General features: G+C 67.1%; 16 protein-coding genes. 7 read left to right on the top strand and 9 right to left on the bottom strand.

From position 1 onward, the window contains the following. The first annotated feature begins 170 nt into the window (after nt 1–170). Both GRC12_RS00315 and GRC12_RS00310 read left to right on the top strand, forming a co-directional pair. Nucleotides 171–767 (top strand): nuclear transport factor 2 family protein, encoded by a 597-nt coding sequence (locus GRC12_RS00315; protein ID WP_208776553.1) that lies wholly within the window; start codon nt 171–173, stop codon nt 765–767. Continuing rightward, nucleotides 767–1834: a maleylacetate reductase gene (locus GRC12_RS00310; protein ID WP_208776552.1), complete on the top strand. Its 1068-nt coding sequence runs from the start codon at nt 767–769 to the stop codon at nt 1832–1834. Before GRC12_RS00315 ends, GRC12_RS00310 begins: the two co-directional genes overlap by 1 nt. Before the next feature lie 162 nt (nt 1835–1996). Here the strand turns inward: GRC12_RS00310 and GRC12_RS00305 are convergent, their stop codons facing one another. From GRC12_RS00305 to GRC12_RS00280, 6 genes are read right to left on the bottom strand one after another with little or no spacing between them, the layout of a single operon-like run. Beyond that, a complete protein-coding gene (locus tag GRC12_RS00305; protein WP_208776551.1) occupies nt 1997–2587 on the bottom strand; it encodes an NADPH-dependent FMN reductase in 591 nt (196 codons plus the stop codon). A 3-nt stretch (nt 2588–2590) separates the two neighbouring features. Further along, the gene (locus GRC12_RS00300) at nt 2591–4132 is read right to left on the bottom strand and encodes a bifunctional 3-(3-hydroxy-phenyl)propionate/3-hydroxycinnamic acid hydroxylase (RefSeq protein ID WP_208776550.1); all 1542 of its coding nucleotides are present in this window, start codon (nt 4130–4132) and stop codon (nt 2591–2593) included. Nucleotides 4133–4159: 27 nt separating this feature from the next. Further along, complete coding sequence (locus GRC12_RS00295; protein WP_208776549.1) at nt 4160–5362, bottom strand: CaiB/BaiF CoA transferase family protein; 1203 nt, start codon at nt 5360–5362, stop codon at nt 4160–4162. A gap of 3 nt (nt 5363–5365) precedes the next feature. Continuing rightward, nucleotides 5366–6328 carry an HpcH/HpaI aldolase/citrate lyase family protein gene (locus GRC12_RS00290; RefSeq protein WP_244371822.1) on the bottom strand — a complete coding sequence of 321 codons (963 nt, stop codon included), beginning with the start codon at nt 6326–6328 and terminating at the stop codon, nt 5366–5368. Between the two features lie 10 nt (nt 6329–6338). Continuing rightward, on the bottom strand, nt 6339–7166 hold the full coding sequence (locus GRC12_RS00285; RefSeq protein WP_208776547.1) for a fumarylacetoacetate hydrolase family protein: 828 nt from the start codon (nt 7164–7166) through the stop codon (nt 6339–6341). 59 nt (nt 7167–7225) lie between these two features. Next, entirely contained in the window at nt 7226–7771 is a 546-nt protein-coding gene (locus tag GRC12_RS00280) for a nuclear transport factor 2 family protein (RefSeq protein ID WP_208776546.1), read from the bottom strand. A 935-nt stretch (nt 7772–8706) separates the two neighbouring features. On the opposite strand from GRC12_RS00280, the gene GRC12_RS00275 reads away from it, so the two are divergent. Together GRC12_RS00275 and GRC12_RS00270 are read left to right on the top strand one after the other, a co-directional pair. Then, the gene (locus tag GRC12_RS00275) at nt 8707–9165 is read left to right on the top strand and encodes a cupin domain-containing protein (RefSeq protein WP_308286424.1); all 459 of its coding nucleotides are present in this window, start codon (nt 8707–8709) and stop codon (nt 9163–9165) included. Next, a complete protein-coding gene (locus GRC12_RS00270; protein WP_208776544.1) occupies nt 9162–10520 on the top strand; it encodes an amidohydrolase family protein in 1359 nt (452 codons plus the stop codon). The genes GRC12_RS00275 and GRC12_RS00270 overlap by 4 nt, the downstream gene beginning before the upstream one ends. 54 nt (nt 10521–10574) lie before the next feature. On the opposite strand, the gene GRC12_RS00265 is transcribed toward GRC12_RS00270, so the two are convergent. Further along, nucleotides 10575–11312, bottom strand: a complete 738-nt coding sequence (locus tag GRC12_RS00265) for an IclR family transcriptional regulator (protein ID WP_208776543.1) — start codon at nt 11310–11312, stop codon at nt 10575–10577. Nucleotides 11313–11743: 431 nt separating this feature from the next. Here GRC12_RS00265 and GRC12_RS00260 point away from each other — a divergent pair, with 431 nt between their 5' ends. Then, nucleotides 11744–13240 carry an aldehyde dehydrogenase family protein gene (locus GRC12_RS00260; RefSeq protein WP_208776542.1) on the top strand — a complete coding sequence of 499 codons (1497 nt, stop codon included), beginning with the start codon at nt 11744–11746 and terminating at the stop codon, nt 13238–13240. A 155-nt stretch (nt 13241–13395) separates the two neighbouring features. Then, complete coding sequence (locus GRC12_RS00255; protein ID WP_208776541.1) at nt 13396–14217, top strand: alpha/beta fold hydrolase; 822 nt, start codon at nt 13396–13398, stop codon at nt 14215–14217. Nucleotides 14218–14590: 373 nt separating this feature from the next. Here GRC12_RS00255 and GRC12_RS00250 read toward each other — a convergent pair whose 3' ends face one another. After that, on the bottom strand, nt 14591–15799 hold the full coding sequence (locus GRC12_RS00250; RefSeq protein WP_208776540.1) for an acyl-CoA dehydrogenase family protein: 1209 nt from the start codon (nt 15797–15799) through the stop codon (nt 14591–14593). Nucleotides 15800–16101: 302 nt separating this feature from the next. Here GRC12_RS00250 and GRC12_RS00245 point away from each other — a divergent pair, with 302 nt between their 5' ends. Further along, nucleotides 16102–17001 carry an NmrA/HSCARG family protein gene (locus GRC12_RS00245; RefSeq protein ID WP_208776539.1) on the top strand — a complete coding sequence of 300 codons (900 nt, stop codon included), beginning with the start codon at nt 16102–16104 and terminating at the stop codon, nt 16999–17001. A gap of 168 nt (nt 17002–17169) precedes the next feature. Here GRC12_RS00245 and GRC12_RS00240 read toward each other — a convergent pair whose 3' ends face one another. Continuing rightward, nucleotides 17170–17877: a GntR family transcriptional regulator gene (locus tag GRC12_RS00240; protein ID WP_208776538.1), complete on the bottom strand. Its 708-nt coding sequence runs from the start codon at nt 17875–17877 to the stop codon at nt 17170–17172. Nucleotides 17878–18228: the final 351 nt, after the last annotated feature.

Raw genomic sequence — 18228 nt, 5'->3', positions numbered from 1 at the left:
CTCCCCCGGTGGTGGTTCCTCGCCGCGGCTTTCAGCCCCGCGGTGGGAGCGGCATGGCTGTCGGACGCCCGGGAGACAGAAGCCTCCCGACAGCTCGACCGGGAACTGGAGGAGTTCTTCCGGACTCTCTGACGAGATCCGCGTACCCTCCCCCCCTTCAAGGAGTCAACATGTCGCAGGGCGACGACGATCGAAACGAGATCCGGCAGCTGATCGAGAACTGGGCGCTGTGGCGCGACGCCGGGGACTGGGACCGCTTCGCCACGGTCTGGCACCCGCGCGACGGCTGGATGAGCGCCACCTGGTTCCAGGGCAGCGCCGCCGACTTCATCAAGGCCAGCCGCGAGGGCTTCGACAACGGCGTCAGCATCCTCCACTTCCTCGGCGGCCACACCGCGGACATCGACGGCGACCGGGCCGTCGCCCAGACGAAGATGACCATCAACCAGCGCGCGAGCATCGACGGCGTCGAGGTCGACGTCGTCTGCACGGGCCGCTTCTACGACTTCCTCGCCCGCCACGAGGGCCGCTGGACCCTCGTACGCCGGCAGCCGATCTACGAGAAGGACCGGCTCGACGTCGTCGACCCCGCTGCCTCACTCACACTCGACCCCGACCTGCTGAACCGGTTCCCGACCGGCTACCGGCACCTGGCCTACCTGCAGACGAAGGCGGGTTTCACGGTGAAACCAGGACTCCCCGGCCTCACCGGGACAGCGGTCGAGCAGCTCTACTCGGAAGGCAGACAGTGGCTGACGGAAGCCTGATGCGATTCACCCACGAGACTCTTCCCCAGCGGGTCGTGTTCGCGGCCGGGGGATCGCCTGCCGCCGTGGCGGCGGAGGTCGAGGCACTCGGCGGCACCAAGGTCATGCTCATCGCGTCGGACCGTGAGAAGGAGCTGGCCGACCCCATCGACAAGGAGATCGCGGTCGTGCTGCGTCATGAGGAAGTCGTGATGCACGTACCGGTCGACGTTGCGGAGCGGGCCCGTCGAGCCGCGGCCGACGCGGGCGCCGACATCCTGGTCAGCGTCGGCGGGGGCTCGACCACGGGTCTGGCCAAGGCGGTGGCGATGACCACCGGGCTGCCGATCGTCGCGGTGCCGACCACGTACGCGGGGTCCGAGGCGACCAACGTGTGGGGCCTGACCAAAGGCGAGACCAAGACCACCGGCGTGGACGACACGGTGCTGCCCGCGTCGGTCGTCTACGACGCGGCTCTGCTGACCACGCTCCCCGGCGACATGACCGTGGCCAGTGGCATGAACGCCATGGCCCACTGCGTGGACTCGATGTGGGGGCCACGCGCCGACCCCATCGACCGGGCGCTGGCCCAGGAGGGCATCCGCGCCCTGGCGGCCGGCCTGCCGAAGGTGGCCAAGGACTCGACGAGCGTCGCAGGCATCGAACAGACCCTGTACGGCGCCTATCTGGCGGCTGTCGCGTTCGCCTCGGCCGGCTCCGGCATGCATCACAAGATCTGCCATGTCCTCGGTGGCATGTTCGATCTCCCGCACGCCCAGACCCACGCGGTCGTGCTCCCCTACGTTCTGGCCTTCAACGCCCCGCACGCCCCCGAAGCGGAAGCACGCATATCACAGGCCATCGGCGCGGAGTGCGGAACCCGCACGGCGAGCGCCGGACTGGCCGCCCTGCGTGAACTTCTGGGCGCGCCGAGGGCACTGCGCGACTACGGCATGCCGGAGACCGGCATCGCCAAGGCGCTGGGCCCGATCGTCAAGGCGATCCCCGCCAACAACCCCACCCCCGTCACCTACGCGAACCTGACCCTACTGCTGCAGGCGGCGTGGGCCGGCGAACCGATCAGCTGAAAGAGGCCGCCATGGCCACGCACTCGCCTGCCGTCGGTGGACGGGACCCCCGGAGGCGTCGGCACCCCCTTCGAGACGACCGCAGGGTCCCTCGCCGCCGTCTGCACAGCGCGGACTTGAATACCAGCCCCGCTCGGACTTCCGCTTCTGCCCACTTCCGGATCAGGAGAGTGGCGGCAGAGGCCTGCGTAGCGGCTTGAGTCCGTTTGCCATGCGGGCGAGTTCGTCCAAGACTGCGATGGCGGCGAGCGACAGTGGCTCGTCGGGGGCGAGGTTGCCGTCTTCGTCGAGCTTGGTGTGAGAGAAGGGCACAGCGACGAGCTCGGCGATCGGCACGGCACGGACCGCCTGCAGCACCTGCATCAGCTGCTGCACCGACCGGGTGCCGGCGGAGATGCCGCCGTAGCTGACGAAGCTGACCGGTTTGAAAGCCCACTCGTGGCAGAGGTAGTCGATGGCGTTCTTGGCCGAGGGACTGTAGCCGTGGTTGTACTCCGGCGTCACGAAGACGTAGGCGTCGCCGCGCTCTATCGTCTTGCTCCAGGCGACGGTGTGCGGCTGCGTGTACTTGCGCGTGACCGGGAAGTCCGGTTCGTCGTGGAGGGGAAGCGCTGTCTCCTTGAGGTCGATGTCCTCGACGTCGAAGTGTCCGTGTGCTCGTGCGGTGTCGGAGAACCAGCGTGTGAGGGGCTCTCCGACGCGGCCGGATCGAACGCTGCAAAGGATCACCTGGAGGACGAGCCTGTCACTCATGGGCTACGCCGCCTGCGGTGTTCCGATGAGCTCCCGGAGTTGCGCCAGCACGTCGGACAGGTCCTCCAGCTTGCCGGCCCCGAACAGGTAGTGATCCGGGCGCTCGATGACGAAGTCCACCCCATGTGCTGTGAACCAGCCCGCGTACGCCGCGTCGATGTCGATCACGACCCCGGCAAGCCGCCCTCGCGACATGGGGATCACCTCAAGAAAGCCGGAACTCCACCGGCGGAGCTCGGGATCCAGTGCAGAGAGGTCCATCTTCCTCGGGGAGATGAGACGCCAGCCGTTGCCGAAGATGTCGTCCATCTTGCCGGTGCGACCGTTGTGGTGGACGCGTGCCTGCATGAAGTACTCCCCGGCGAACGCTGCACCGGAGGCGACAGTCCCGTCGAAGTACTTCCGGTCGAAGTCGGCGGACTTGGCGGTCCGGAACGCCTCACGTGCGGCATCATCCATCGTGGCGGGGTCGAGCCGGATGCAGATGTCGGCCATGCTCGCCGACGCACGCGCGATGCCCTCGACATGCGGTTTGCGTTCGGGAGTGTAGTCGTCCAGGACGCGCTCGGAAGCACGGCCTGACAGCACCAGGTCCAGGCGCCAGGCGAGATTGGCCATGTCGCGCAGCCCGGAGCAGAGTCCTTGGCCCAGGAACGGTGGCATGAGGTGCGCGGCGTCACCCGCGAGGAAGAACCGACCCGCACGGAACGTCTCTGCCACCTTGGAGCGGAAGGTGTAGATGGTGCTCCGTACGATGGTCGTGTTCGACGGGTCGATGTCCCAGAACTGCTCCAGCATCTTCATGACGTTCTCCGGCTCGACGATCGCGTCCAGATCGTCGTCGGGCATGACCGCGAACTCGCAGCGAGAATGTTCCGTGCCGTTCCAGCGAGAGGCGAAGTGCGGGCGAGCCGGGTCGAGGACCTGCCGCATCAGGTTCATCCGCGGGATCTCGACGGTGGGATCCCTGTGCTTGATGTCGACCACGACATAGGAGGCCGGCTCGAACCCCTGGTCGACCTGCTCCACACCCAGCCACTCACGGGTCTGGCTTCGAGCGCCGTCGGCGCCGATGACATACGCGGCCTCGACGGTGGAGCGCCCTTCCGGCCCGTCGACGAACAGCCGGCCGCAGTCGGAGTCCTGCTCGACGCCGACGACGGTACGCCCCAGGAACACGTCGACATTGTCGAGTTCCCGGATGGCCTTGTCGAGCGCTTCCTCGACGTCCGGTTGGTGGTAGAGGTACCACGGGAGCCATCCGGTCGTGCTCACTCCGTGATCGCCTCCCACGCGGAGCACATTGAAGTCCTTGTCGACCAGGTCGAAGGCGAGGGATGGCTGGAAGAGCGGCTCGAGCTCCTCCGCCACACCCAGGTTCTGCAGGAGACGCATGATCTCGCCGTCGCCGCCTCCGGCACGCGGCTGGCCACACAGGGAGTCGTTGCGCTCGAAGACGCCCACTCGATGTCCTTTTCGCCCAAGATTCAAGGCAAGCGTCTGACCCACCGGGCCGTATCCCACGATGGCAACGTCGTACCGCAAGGCTGTTTCCTCCGTCAGCGCTGATGGTCAGATGACTCCGTCGGTGCGCAACTGCCCGATCTCGTCAGGGGTCAGGTGCAGCAGTTGTTGCAGTACGTCCTCGGTATGTGCCCCGAGCGACGGCCCCACGGACCGGATGCTCCCGGGGGTACGCGACAGGCGAGGTACGACGCCGTGCATCCGCACGTCCCCCAGCACGTGATGGTGCGCGGTGTGGATCATGTCCCGGGCGAGGACGTGCGGGTCCGCGGAGAGGTCCTCGATGTCGAACACGGGCGCGGCGGCGACCCCGTGCTCGTTCATCACCTGCACCACTTCTTCTCGGGATCGTTCGCGGACCCAGTCGCCGACCAGGCCATCCACCTCTTCTACGTGCTCCACGCGTGCCGCCGCTGTGGCGTAGCGAGGGTCGTCGAAGAGTTCAGGACGGCCGATGGCTTCGAAGCAGCGCCTTGCCACCTGTTGCGCGGATGCCGCGATGGAGACGTAGTTTCCGTCTTTGGTCTGGTAGAGATTGCGGGGCGCGTTGGCCGGGTTACGGCTCCCGAGCCGAACGGGCTTGATCCCGAGCTGGTCATAGAGGGTTGAGATGGGGCCGAGGATCGAGAACAACGGCTCGAGGAGGCTGACGTCGACGAGTTGGCCCTTCCCGCCGCCGTTCAAGTCCCTGTCGAGGACGGCCGTGAGGACACCGATGACCGCGTAGAGCGCGGCCACGCTGTCGGCCAGGGGAAATTGCGGCAGGAGGGGAGGTCCGTCCGCTTCGCCGTTCATCTCGGCGAAGCCGCTCATCCCCTCGGCGAGCGTGCCGAACCCCGGGCGGTCCCGATAAGGGCCCGTCTGTCCGAAGCCCGACACCTGAACCACGATGATGCGCGGGTTCACGGCGGCCAGGTCCTCATAGGAGATACCGAGCCGGTCACTGGTGCTCGGCTTGAAGCTCTGGATCACCACGTCGGCCTTGGTGACGAGGTCCTTCAGCAACTGGACCCCTCGTGTATCCCGCAGGTTCATCGTGACGGACTTCTTGTTACGGGCTATCGACAGCCAGCCGAGCTCCACACCCTCCTTGCGCGGCAGCCAGTGCCGGTAGGTGTCGCCGTGCTCCGGATCCTCGATCTTGACCACTTCGGCGCCGAAGTCCCCGAGGATCTGACCGACAAGCGGACCGGCTATGGCCTGACCGACATCGAGGACGGTGATTCCCGCCAGTGGGAGGCTCTCGCTCATGTCTCACACTCCTGCATCGAGGGCACCCAGCTGCTTGAGGAAGCGCTCCGCCCCTTCGGCCATGGCGGCATCTATCATTCGGCCGCGGTGTCTGACGGCTCCCTGGCCGGCCGCCGCCGCTTCGCGGTAAGCGGTCAACAAGGCTCGGGCGTCCGCGATCTGCTGCGGGCCGGGACCGTAGACCGCGTTGGCCGCCGTGATCTGATCGGGGTGAATGGTTCCGCGCCCCGTGTATCCCATGCGACGGGACAACTGACAGTCGGCGGCGAACCCATCGGGGTCGTTGAGATCGACCCATACACTTTCGATGATCTGCCGACAGCCCGCGAGGACGGCTTCGAACTGGACCCGTGAGCGTAGATAGAGGACCTCCCGCCGGTCCCGGCTCTGCGATATCCCCAGTGCGTTGCACAGGTCTCCACCGTCCGCGCCGGCGAAACCGACGCCGACGACGCGACGGTCGGCGCGCAGGATGTCACCGAGATCGCGGATGGCGGCGGGAGACTCCGGCGACACGATGAGCGCGGTGCTCGCCGGCGCGAGGTCTCTCATCGACTCGAAGTGGAGGAGGCGCGACGACGCCGCGACGACCTGGGCGGCCGACTCGGTCTTGGGAAGCAGGACCCCGGTCAGGCCTTCATGGACCACGGCGGCCAGATCGTCCTCGAACTCCGCGTTGTCCACGTCGAGGGTACGCACCCATAGGTCGGCCCGCAGTGCTGAGCCGTCGCTGAGCATCGTCTTGATCTGCCGGCGGGCGGCGGCTCGTTGGTTCGGTGGAACGGAGTCCTCGAGGTCGATCACGATGGCGTCCGCCCCGGCCGCATCCGCCTTCCCCACCCAGTCCGGACGTGAGGCGGGGACGAAGTGAATCGACCGGTAGGGGTTCCAAGCGTATGGCGGCGCCTGCGGCTGACCCGTGGGCACGCGGCCTCCCTTTCGTTGTACCGGGATTGGTCTGCACATCCGTCGCGGATCAGAGTTCGGCGCGGGAGATGATGGGCGTGCGGATGGTGCCGATCGACTCCACCTCGACTTCGACCACGTCCCCCGGGCCGAGCAGCCGGGGTGGTGTGAAGCTCATTCCGACTCCGCCCGGGGTGCCGGTCGCGATGACGTCCCCGGCGCGGAGGGTCACCGTGTCGGTGATGTAGGTGATGATCTCGGCCAGGGAGTGGATCAGCAGACTGGTGTTGCTGTCCTGGACCGTCTCTCCGTTGACCCGTGTCATGACCCGAAGGTTCGTCGGGTCCTCGACTTCGTCGGCGGTCACCAGGACGGGGCCGATCGGACCACTACGGTCCGCGTTCTTGCCCAGCGTGAACTGAATGGTGTCAGTCTGCTTGCGCCGGGCCGAGAGGTCGTTGAAAGCCGTGTAGCCCAGAACGTGGTCGAGGGCGTTCTCCCGCGTCGCTTCCCACACGTCGTCCTTGATGACGGCGGCGAGTTCCACCTCCCAGTCCAGGCCGTCCTCGTTCGGAGGGACCGGCACCGGCGTCCCGTCCGTCACGAGCGTGGACGCCCATCGCCCGAAGATCATCGGGAACTTGGGGGCTTCGATGCCCCCGATCTCCTTGGCTTCGGTGGCGTGCGCCTTGTAGTTGACGCCCACGCAGAAGACGCGTGCTGTCTCCGGCACGAACGGGACCAGTTCCAGGTCGGACACCGGGACCGGAGCGCCGGCCTTCTCGGTGCCCCCGCCGCGCCGGTAGAAGGCCTCCGTCGTTCCCAGCGGTGTCACCTTGTCGTTGCACAGCGATCCGACGTGCCGGACGCCGTCCTGAAGGTAGCCGACAACTCTCACAGTGTTTCCCTTCTCGGTGGCCAAACGGCCCGGGGTTCCGCGCTGTCCGCTGACGGGGTTCAGTCCGGCAGACCCGAGAAGACCTGTACGGCAGAGCCGTCGGGCACGTCGTCGTGGGCGATGTCGCTGTCAGCCTCGCGCCAGACCTCGTAGGCGATCTCACGCGAGATCCGGCCGTCCTTCATCTGGAAGCAGTGCACCAGGCGGGCACAGACCTCGGTGCCTTGCGGGAAGGGCATGCCCGGCATCTGCGCGGGGTCGCCCACGACCTTGGCCCAGGCGATCTGGTCGTCGAACACGAAGTCCTCAGTGGCGAACCGACGCAGGGAGATCGTCTTGCGGTAGGCCATCGTGCGGAAGATGTTGCGGTAGGCCTCCAGCACCTCGCCGGCGTCCCTCATGACGAGCCCCCTGCTCGGGGCCTCCCAGACGATGTCGTCGGCGTACAGCGCCACGGCCTTCTCCACCTCGTGCGGGTTCTCCGAGTGGAAGTGCCAGTCGACGACCTTGAGGTTGCGCGAGATGATCTCGTCTCTGGTCAGCTCCGCGTCGGGCCTGGGGTCGAGGCCGAACTCCGCGAAGATGTCGAACCCTGTGCTGGTCATGCGGGTGTCCCTTCTCGGCGCGCTTCACGGCTCGGAAGAAGAACGCCGGGCCGTCTCGACGACCACGAATCAGCGAACAGTGCGGGAGTGTCAGCGGTACCGCAGCTTGGCCACAGCGGCGAGTACCTGCGCGTGGAAGTGATGATCTCCGCTCGATTGGTCCGTAATGCGGACCATCGGTCTGTATATTGGCACGGTAGCCGAGCATCGCGTCATGGGTCAACGGGCGCGGGCGCCGGATTCGCCTTGCCTGCCTTGCGTCGCCGACTGCCAGTATTCGATCCACAGTGGTCCGCAGCGCGGACCACTCCGCGGCCCCTGCTACACCAGCCCGGAGGACCGCTCCGTAGCCCGGCGAGACCGGAAGCACCCGCCCATGGGCACGCGCTTCCTGCCGACCCCGCCAGAAGCAGCCCCGAGGCCGTCCTCCCTCAACTCGGCGGCCACCAAAGCCAAGAGCGACCAGCGTCTCGCAGCTCAGCCGTTCGCGCGGAACGCTCCGCCACGGACAGCGGGCAGCACCGGAGCGCACCCCGCGGAATGTGTTGACAGTCATACTCGGATTCCCATAGCGTCCCGCAACGCGATGAGTTCGGTCCGCGTTATGGACCGTTCGCCGCAGGCGGGTCGGCCCGGTTCAAGACCGACAGCAGCGACACTCCGCTCGAATCGAAGCAGACTGCGCGCCCGGTGGACGCCGGAGACGAAGCAGTCCTGCACCAACCAGGCGGCTCCGCCATGGGCATGGAACCGCCGGGCATTCATCGAGGCTCAACAGCTTCGACACGATCTTCCGGCCGGCTACACCCACACCAGTGAGACGGAGATTCAGAATGCGCAGGGTCGTCACGGGACATGACGGTCGGGGCCGTTCAGTCATCGTCAGCGATGGCGAGCCTCCTCGGAGCCACGCCTACAAGGGGTTTCCGGGGTTCGTGTTCGAGCTCGCCGGGGCGACCGAACCCGGAGAACCGGTGAGCGGTGCGGGCGACGACATCACCACTGAAGTCGGCTCCTATGTGCCCGAACCGGGAGGCGGCACACGCCTGCTGTTCGTGACCATCCCCCCGGATGCCCATATGGCCCTGCCGAGCTTCGACGGTCCGCTCTACGCCGCGGAGCAACTCAAGCACGGCCCGGGGCTCGGCGAACTGTTCGAGCCGGACGGCATGCACACCACGCCGACCGTCGATTACGTGATCCTCCTCGAGGGCGAGCTATGGCTGGAGCTCGACGACGGGGAGTTGACGCGACTGGTCGCCGGCGACGTAGTGGTTCAGAACGCCACCCGCCACGCATGGCGCAACAGGTCCGACCAGCCCGCCAGAATGGCCGTTGTCCTGATCGGTGCAGCGCCGGCGCAGCCGGCCGAGGACGGGGGCGCCGACTCTTGAGACCCCTCGCCTATCTGAACGCACACCTGCTCACTCAGGATCAGTCGCTGGGCGAACTCGTGGGCGGCATCCTTGTCGTCGACGGCAGAATCGCCGACATCGGACCCCGGATCCAGATCCCCGAAACCGCCGAAGTCGTCGACGCCACCGGCATGGCCATCGTGCCGGGCTTCGTCGACACGCACCGGCACATGTGGGAGACCTCGTTGCGAGGTATGACCGCGTGGAGGGACTACTCGGCGTATGTGCGAGTCATCCGGTCGGAGTTCGGAGGTCTGGTCACACCGGAGGACGTCTACGCGGGCGACCTCCTGGGCATGCTCGGTGCCCTCGAGACCGGTATCACGACCATCCGCGACGAGTCCCACGTCCAGAACGGCCCCGAGTACACCGAGGCGGTCCTCCAGGCCCTGGTCGACGGCGGCGGGCGCGCGGTGCTCGCCTACGGATGGCCCTCGACCGACACTTACGCCTGGCGGTCCGCCGACGGCAACCGGCGACGGCATCCCACGTACATCTCCGAAGTTCTCAAACGTGGTGACAGCGCGGCCGGTGGACGGGTCACCTTCGCCATGATGATCCGTGGCCCCGAGCTGTCCGACATGGACAGTGCCAGGGCAGACCTCGCGTACGCACGAAGCCTCGGCCTGCGATCCTCCCTGCACATCGGAGGAGTTGAGTCCTCGCGGCACCACGGTGTCGCAGCGCTGGAACGCGCGGGCCTTCTCGGGTCCGATCTTCTCTTCATCCACTGCTGCGAGACCTCGGAGAAAGAGCTGCGGATGATGGCCGACCACGGCGCAACCGCCTCCGTGTCGGCCTACATCGAGCTGGCCATGCCCGGCATCGGCAGACCGGCCACCGGCCGACTGGTGCGCGCCGGCATACGCCCGAGCCTCAGCATCGACGCCGAACCCACCGCCCCGACCGACATGTTCTCCACCATGAGAGCCGTACTCCTCGCCGAAACCGCGCAACAGGTCTACACCGGGGAATCAACCCCGGTCCCGCTCACCGAGCGGGACGTCCTCGCGTTCGCGACCATCGAAGGCGCACGGGCGAGCGGCCTCGACGCCGACATCGGCAGCCTGACACCGGGAAAGGCAGCAGACCTCGCGGTCATCGATCTGCGCCGGGCGGGGATGGTCTCGGCAAGCGACCCGGCTTCGTGCATCGTCAACTACGGGACTGCCAACGCCGTGGTGGACGTCCTCGTGGCCGGCCGATTCGTGAAGCGCGCCGGAGCGATGACCGATGCTGCCGCGGTGGAGCGCGCGGTCACGGCTGCCGAGAGTTCACGGCGCCGGTTGCTCCAGGAACGCGCAAGCGGTCGGGGCCGGCAGAGCGCCAGGTGACCGCTCGTCAGGATGCGGCTGCTACGGGCGGCTCGGGCCAAGCGACTCGGCCGGCTAGCGAAGGCTGTCCGTGATCTCCTGGGTGGCTGCTGCGACCAGGCGGCCGTACTCCGCGCGGACGCCCGCGGGGATGCGCGGGGAGGCACCGGAGATGCTCACTGCCGCGATGGGCCGCCCGTCCATGGGCCGGATCGATGACGCCACCGAGGTGATACCGACGATCAACTCATCGACAGTCGTGGCGTAGCCCCTGTCCCGAACTTCCGCCAACTCGGCCCGCAAGCGGTCCGGGTCGACGATCGTGTGCGGAGTCACCGCCTCAAGACCTCCGTCGATGTAGTTCTCGATCTCGGCCTCAGGCAGATGCGCGAGGACACACTTCCCGGTGGACCCCGCGTGCAGTGGGGACTTGGCACCGATCGGACGCACCAGACGCAACGGATGCTTGCTGTCGCGACGCTCCACCAGACGCACCATGCGGCCATCCGGAATCACCAGGTGAATCGTCTCGAGGGTCTCCTTGTTCAGGCGGTCGAGCACGGGAGACACCACATCTCGCAGGTGTCCGAAGTCATCGATCATCTCGCTCAGTCTGCGGGCGTGTTCGCCGAGCATCCAACGGGTTGCCGCCTGTCCGTCGGGCCTGATCCACCCCAGCTCCGCCAAGGTCGCAAGGCTGCGCTGCACAGTGCTCTTGGGAAGGCCGAGTCGGCGGGCGAGCTCGCTCAGGCCGATGGGCTGGTGAACCGCGACCGCGTCGAGGATCTGAAAGGTGGTCTTCACGCTTCGCACGGGTGGCGCTCCTAGAGTGACCGCGAGACTGGACCGGTCCGCACAGTAGACCGGACGAGGGCGATTGTAGGTTTGCGGCCACGTCCCGCGAAGTTGGTCACTCAGCGAAACCAACCGTTGACGATCACACCACCCCAGTGTACCGTCCCTCTATGCGGATCGCCTGATCCGCCATACGGACCGAATGGCCATGGGTTCCGGGTGGGTCTGAAACAAGCCAGGGTCAATCCGTGTGCTGTGCGCCCGTTGCAAAGCCCTTCACGGCGAGTCGGCTTGGACACCTCGACCGACGCCGGGGGTCGTCTGACACATGGTCACGTCGTCCGAGGCGGTCGGCACCGCGCTTCCGGACACCGCGCACCGCTGCGAACCACTGCTGACGGCCACGCCGAGGCACGGGTCTGCCGAGTCCTGACCAAGAGGAGTTCACGATGACCGATGCCGCTGTCACCCGTGCGTCCGCCCTGAAGAGTGCTCGGCGCCTGGAAGGCGTCAACCTGGTCAACGGGAAGCTGGTCGGGCCGTCCGGGAAGGAGCTGTTCGAGCTCTACGATCCGGCCACCCGGGAGTTGATCGTCCGCGTGGCGAACTCGGGTACCGCCGATGTCGACGAGGCGGTTGCGGCGGCCAAGCGTGCGCAGCGGGAGTGGGCGCAAGTCCCCGCGCGCGCCCGCGGAAAGCTGCTGGTCGAGGCAGCCTCCGTGCTTGGCCGGCACAGCGAGGAACTGGCGGGACTGTTGGCGCTGGAGTCGGGCAAGGCGTTGCGTACCGAATGCCGCGTCGAAGCCGCCAACGTCGTGGACGCGTTGCAGTTCTTCGGTGGCCTTGCCGGCGAGATCAAGGGAGAGACCGTCCCCTTCGCTCCTGGGGTCCTTTCCTACACCCAGCGTGAGCCGGTCGGGGTCGTCGCTGCGATCCTGCCGTGGAATGTTCCACTCATGCTGATGGCCATCAAGATCGCACCAGCCCTCGTCGCCGGGAACTGTGTCGTCGTCAAGAGCGCCGAGGAGACGCCGCTGACCGTCCTACGCGCCGCTGAACTGCTCAGCGCGGAGCTGCCGCCCGGCGTCCTCAACGTGCTCTCAGGTGATGGCCCCCGATGCGGCGCTCCGCTGGTCGCCCACCCGGATGTTGCGAAGGTGACCTTCACCGGCTCGGTCGAGACCGGCCGGACCATCTACCGGACCGCGGCGGACAAGCTGATCCCGGTCACACTCGAACTCGGTGGCAAGAGCCCGATGATCGTGCTGCCCGACGCCGACTTCGACAAGGCCGTCGCAGGCGCGGTCGTCGCCATGCGCTTCACCCGGCAGGGGCAGAGCTGCACCGCGGCGTCGCGCATCCTGGTGCACAGCTCCCTGCATGACCGCTTCGTCGAGAGCCTGGTGGAGAAGATCTCTGAAATGACCATCGGAGATCCCCTCGATGAGGCGACCGACATCGGCACCATCATCTCCGAGGTCCAGTTCGACAAGGTCCGTGGCTACATCGAGGCCGGCCGCGAGACCGCCGGAGCAGTCGCACACGAGGGAGCCGAACTGCCCGGCGACGAGCGGCTCGCAGAAGGCTTCTTCGTACGGCCCGTGGTCTTCACCGGGATAGACAACGCCCACCCTGTCGCGCGGGAGGAGATCTTCGGTCCGGTCACCTGCGTCATGCCGTTCGACACGCTCGACGAGGCCCTAGAGATCGCCAACGACACCCCCTTCGGCCTGGCCGCCAGCGTATGGACCCGGGACCTCAAGACCGCCCTGGTGGCCGTCAACTCCCTTGAGGCGGGCTACGTCCAGGTCAACCAGGCCCTCGTCGCCGGCGTGAACATCTCGTACGGCGGTTACAAGCAATCGGGCCTCGGCAAGGAACTCACCCTTGACTCCATGCTGGACCACTTCACTCACAGCAAGAGCATCAGCCTCAACTTCCAGTGATGCTACGGCCGGGCGTCCCGGTGGGAACCGCAGGATCCTTGACACTGCAGCGGCAGGTTGAAATATTTACTTACAGCAGTTTAAACATGTTTCAACTTGCCTGGATGGTCGCTGTGGCCGTCTGCTCTGCCGGCCCATGACTGAAAGTTGGCCCCATGACTTCCGCACCCGCTCCGTACGGCTCCGGCTTCACAGAAGGCGTCGCTCAAGCCGACGGCCACACGATCCGGTACTTCCGTGCCGGTGAGGGCGATACGCTCGTCGCCATTCACAGCGCCGCCGGCCTCCGCTTCTCCCCCGCGCTGGACCGTCTCGCCGAGCAGTACGACGTTGTCCAGTTCGCACTGCCCGGGTGGGGCGACGAGCCCGACGACGGCCGCGATCAGACGCTCGCCGAGCTGGCCGACACCGTGTATCGGGCGACCCAGGACCTCGGGCTGAAGAGCTTCCACCTGCTGGGAACCGCGCTGGGCGGTGACGTCGCCCTGAACCTCGCCCTCGACCATCCCGAAGTCGTGGGCTCACTGGTCCTCGAAGCGCCGGGCACGTTCCGCGAAGGCATCGACCCTTCCCAGGTGAGCGTCACGCCCGAGGAGGCCCTGCGCAAGGTTCGCGTCCACCCCGAGCGGCCGCCGGTCTTCGAACCGCCTCACCCCGAGGCCCAGGCCCGGATGTTCGCGTTGATCTCCAGGCTGGCGGAAGCGGACCCCGACTACGAGCAGCACATCGCCGAACGGCTGCCGGAGAGCTCCGTCCGCACCCTGGTCGTCTTCGGCGACAAGGACGGCTTCATACCACCCCAGAACGGACGGACCTTCGTCCGCCTCATGCCCAACTGCAGCGGCGTCCTGCTTCACGATGCGGCGCACGACGTGCAGGGCGACCGCGGCGAGGATCTGGCCGCCCTCGTCATCGGCTTCCTCGCGGGCGGACCGGACTTCCCGCTCCCCCCGGACGCCACTCTCGTCACCCCGTGACTCACCCGGCGGGCCAGCCGTTCCGCTGGTCACGAACGGAGTCGCGCCTGCCGTGGACCCAGCCTGGCCACGCGTAATGACATGACGAAGCCCCCCGCCGTTGGTGCAGTGACCTCACTCAGCACACCACCGGCGGGGGGCTTCGCCGATGCCATCGGCACGCATGCCCGAAGGGTCGGCGTTCGCTCGCTGGGCAGTGCGCGGGAGGCCGCGATGGCCTTGGTCGGCGCCATCGGTCGGGACACGGGCCGGTTTGTGCAGGACAGAGTGACGCACCGTCAGGCAAAGCGGACCGGCGATGTTCCGCGCGGTGCGTGCGGAACATCGCCGGTCCTGTCACTCGTTCAGACCGCCATCTCGCGGACGGGCGTGGTCACAGAGCGGGAAGCTCACCAAGTGCCGTTCCGAGCCACTGCAACTCCGGCGGTGCGCCGATGAGTTCGTGGCCGATGTCCGGCAGCAGGCTGCGGCCGGCTATCGCGTGCTGACCGCCGGCGATGACGTCGCGGATGACGCGCTGGAGCTTTCCGGCGCGCAGTGCGGTGCCACCGCCCTTGTTGAACGCCCACAGGGCGAGATCGCGACTCACGTCGTGCATGTGCACGCTCGCGCCGGCGAGCAGAGTGGTCGCTCGGCGGTCGAGGCCCTCCCCACGTGCCAGTGCGGCGTCGAGCTCGGCAATGGCTTCGAACCCGAGCGAGCGAGCGGCGCGGTAGGCCAGCTCGAAGTCCGCGAACTCGGTGCGGAAGACCGGGTTGTCCGCGAGTCGGGTCGCACCGGGCTTGGGGTCACGGCTGGCATGGGCGGCGAGCTCGTCGAGGAGTCGCCGAGTGGCACCGGACGCCCATGTCAGGCGCCCGAGGTGAATCAGTGGAAGCAAGCCGGCGCTGGCGATACCAGGGTTCTTCGGCGGGAGGAACGGCGAGACGGCGTGGTGCTCCGGGACGAAAACGTCGGTCACGGTGAAGTCGACGGAGCCGGTGCCGCGGAGTCCGATCGTGTCCCAGTTGCCCTGGAGGATGGCCTCCGAGGCCGGTACGAGGAACATGAACGGGGGGGCCGGGATGGGCTGGTCGCCATCGAAGATCGTGGAGGTGCAGAGGACGTAGTCCGCGTTCGGAAGGCCGCTGCAGTACGAGTAGGACGCGGTGACCCGGAAGCCGCCCTCGACCTGGACGGCGCGCCCACTGGGGTAGGCGGTCGCGGAAATGTTCGGCAACCCATCGGCCAGCAGCGCCTTGGCGACGGACTTGTCGTAGTACGACAGGAAGGGGCCGGAGCCCAGGAAGATGCCTCCGGTCCAGCCTATCGATCCGTCGAGGTAGGCGAGGCGTTCGAAGACCCGGGCTGCGTCGCCGGCGGAGACCTCCAAGCCACCCAGGTCCTTACTGACCCATATCCAGCCGAGACCACTGTCTCGCAGCAAGTCCATCGTGCGATCCGTGAGCTTGCCTGCTTCATCACACGCTGGGCCTTCGTCCTGGAGCTCGTCACCGATCTCGTCCAGGGCGGAGAGCAGCCGGTCACGGCCGGCGGCCGAGTCGGTGCCTGTTACATCGGACAGGTCAGGAATGGTGGTCATGAGAACCTCGATCCGGGAGAACGGCGCTGTCAAGGCGAGGGCCACGGGCACGGCCGACGGAAACCGCCGACGGCGTTGGACACGCTTGCCACCACGTCGGACAACCTTCTGAGTTCGGCTCGGCCAGGTTGCGCGACTCTACGAACCTAACATAGACATGTTTAACTTGACAGACAGAAATCTTTATTGAGACGGTAATGATGACCTGAGGCGATGTGAAACACGTTTGACGGGAAGCCGGCCGCACCACTGACCTGGCTTTCCAGCGTGACGACGACTACTGCTCCGACAAGGAGACCGACATGACGACGGCAGATGGCTCCCCGAACGCGGTTGCGGAACCCCGCAAGCTCTTCACCGTGGTTGGTGCCACTGGACAGCAGGGCGGCGCGACCGCGAGTGCGCTCCTGGACGCCGGAGCCCGGGTCCGGGCAACGGTGCGCGACCCCCTGTCAGACCGCGCCCGCCGTCTGGCCGACCGCGGAGCAGAACTGGTCCAGGCCGGCATCGAGGATCATGAAGCACTCCGTGCGGCGTTTACCGGTGTGGACGGCGTCTACGCCATGACGACGATGATGGGCCCGGGCGGTACGGAGCGCGAGATCGAGCTCGGCCTGGCCCTGGGCGACGCGGCACGTGACGCGGAGGTCCCTCACCTCGTGTTCAGTTCGGTGGGCGGCGCCGAGCGCAACACGGGTGTCCCCCACTTCGAGAGCAAGGGCCGGATCGAGGAGCACCTGCGCAAGTTGGGGCTGAACACCACGATCCTGCGCCCCACCCTCTTCATGGACAACTTCGCAGCCCCCGGCGGCAGCCCTCAGGAGGAGGACGGGGTCCTCGTGCTGCGCATGCCACTGCCCGGGGACGTGCCGTTGCAGCTGATAGCCGTCGCCGATATCGGTGCCATCGCCGCGACCGCGCTTCTCGACCCTAAGACCACCGAGGGCCGCGCGATCGAGATCGCCGGCGACGAACTCACGGCCGAGCAGATCGTCGCCACGCTGGGTGCCGCTGCCGGGAAGCCGGGCCGCTTCGAGCCCCTGCCCCTCGATGTTCTCGGTGACAACGCCGACATGCGCGCGATGTTCGCCTGGTTCGGCAAGACTCCCGCCTACGAGGCCGACTTCGCCGCCACCCGCGAGCTGCACCCTGAGGTGCGCGACTTCGCGACCTGGGCTTCTGAACACTTCTCTTCCAAGTGACACATGACGGCGTCGGGCTCGACCACACCAGCGGATCGCGCGGCGCCGTATGTTGAGCGAACCAGCCTCACCCGCGGCCGAGGTCAGCCGCGGGTGCCGGCTGCCGCTCCACGCCCGACCAGGCCGAGTACGGCACAGCATCATGTGCCGCCGCCGTGGCGCTCCGGGTCAGGAGACGTGCTCGATGCGCAGGGGAACGGAGCGGATGGACTGCGCGCTCTGAAGAATCCGATTGAGTTCCGCCGCCCCGACATGGAGCACTTTCAGAAACGCCTCCGGCGCGCGTTTCTCGTCCCGGGCCGCCATGGCCTCCAGGAAAGCGCTGCGCCGACGGACGTAAACGGGGTCCATGAAATGATCCTGCAGCATTCCGAAATTGAAGACGCGCTCCACGTGCGTCGCCAAGGGAAGCGACATCCCCGTGATCACCGGGTTGCCGCAGATCTGGACGGCATAGCGGATCGGGGCCACCGTCACATCAGGCTTGACTTCGGAGGCGGGACGGCCAGGTACCCATTTCGTGAGCATCTCACCCAGTGTGGCCACCTGCTCGTCCGAGGCGTTTCGGATGATCAGTGCCACCAGCCCCGGGGCGGTCATCTCGAAGGCTTCGAGGATGTCATGGACGCTCTGCAACGTCACCGGCGTGACCTGCCAGCCCTTGCGCTTGACCGGGCGGGTGAACCCGGCCGCTTCGAGGCGCTGGAGCGCCTGCATCGTCGGTGTCCGGCCCAGGCCCAGCGACTCCGACAGCTCGGACGCCTTGATCCACGCACCCGGCGCCAGTTCACAGCGCACGATGGCATCACGGAGCGTCTCGAACGCCTTGTCGCTCATCGACTGTGCCTGGGTCTGCCGACCGCTCCCCTCCGTCATGGCGTCATCTTAAACGACGGCATGGTCACTCTCCGCCACGAGCCGCCTGAGAGGTACCCACTCCACCCCCGAGTGTCCGCCGGCTGCGCACCGTGAGCCGCGGAAGCGCCTCCGGCCGAGCGGCACGCAAAGGGCCGACCATCCGCACTCCCTCTCTCCCCGGGCCGTTGGAACCTCACCATCGCAATGTTCGAGCCATCACATCGACCCGACCGGCCGTCCGGCTTTCAGCCTGTGCGATTCCGCGGCCAGGCGAAGCAGCCCGTAGACCCTGCCGCTAGGCGCCGCACACAGGTGCGGTGCGGAAAGCGAGATCCCGGTGAGCACATATCGCAGTCGGCCGTGGCTTGC

It is taken from the genome of Streptomyces griseorubiginosus, from assembly GCF_017614965.1.
In the GTDB taxonomy this organism is placed as follows: domain Bacteria; phylum Actinomycetota; class Actinomycetes; order Streptomycetales; family Streptomycetaceae; genus Streptomyces; species Streptomyces griseorubiginosus_B.
This window is presented reverse-complemented; position numbering and strand designations above follow the sequence as displayed.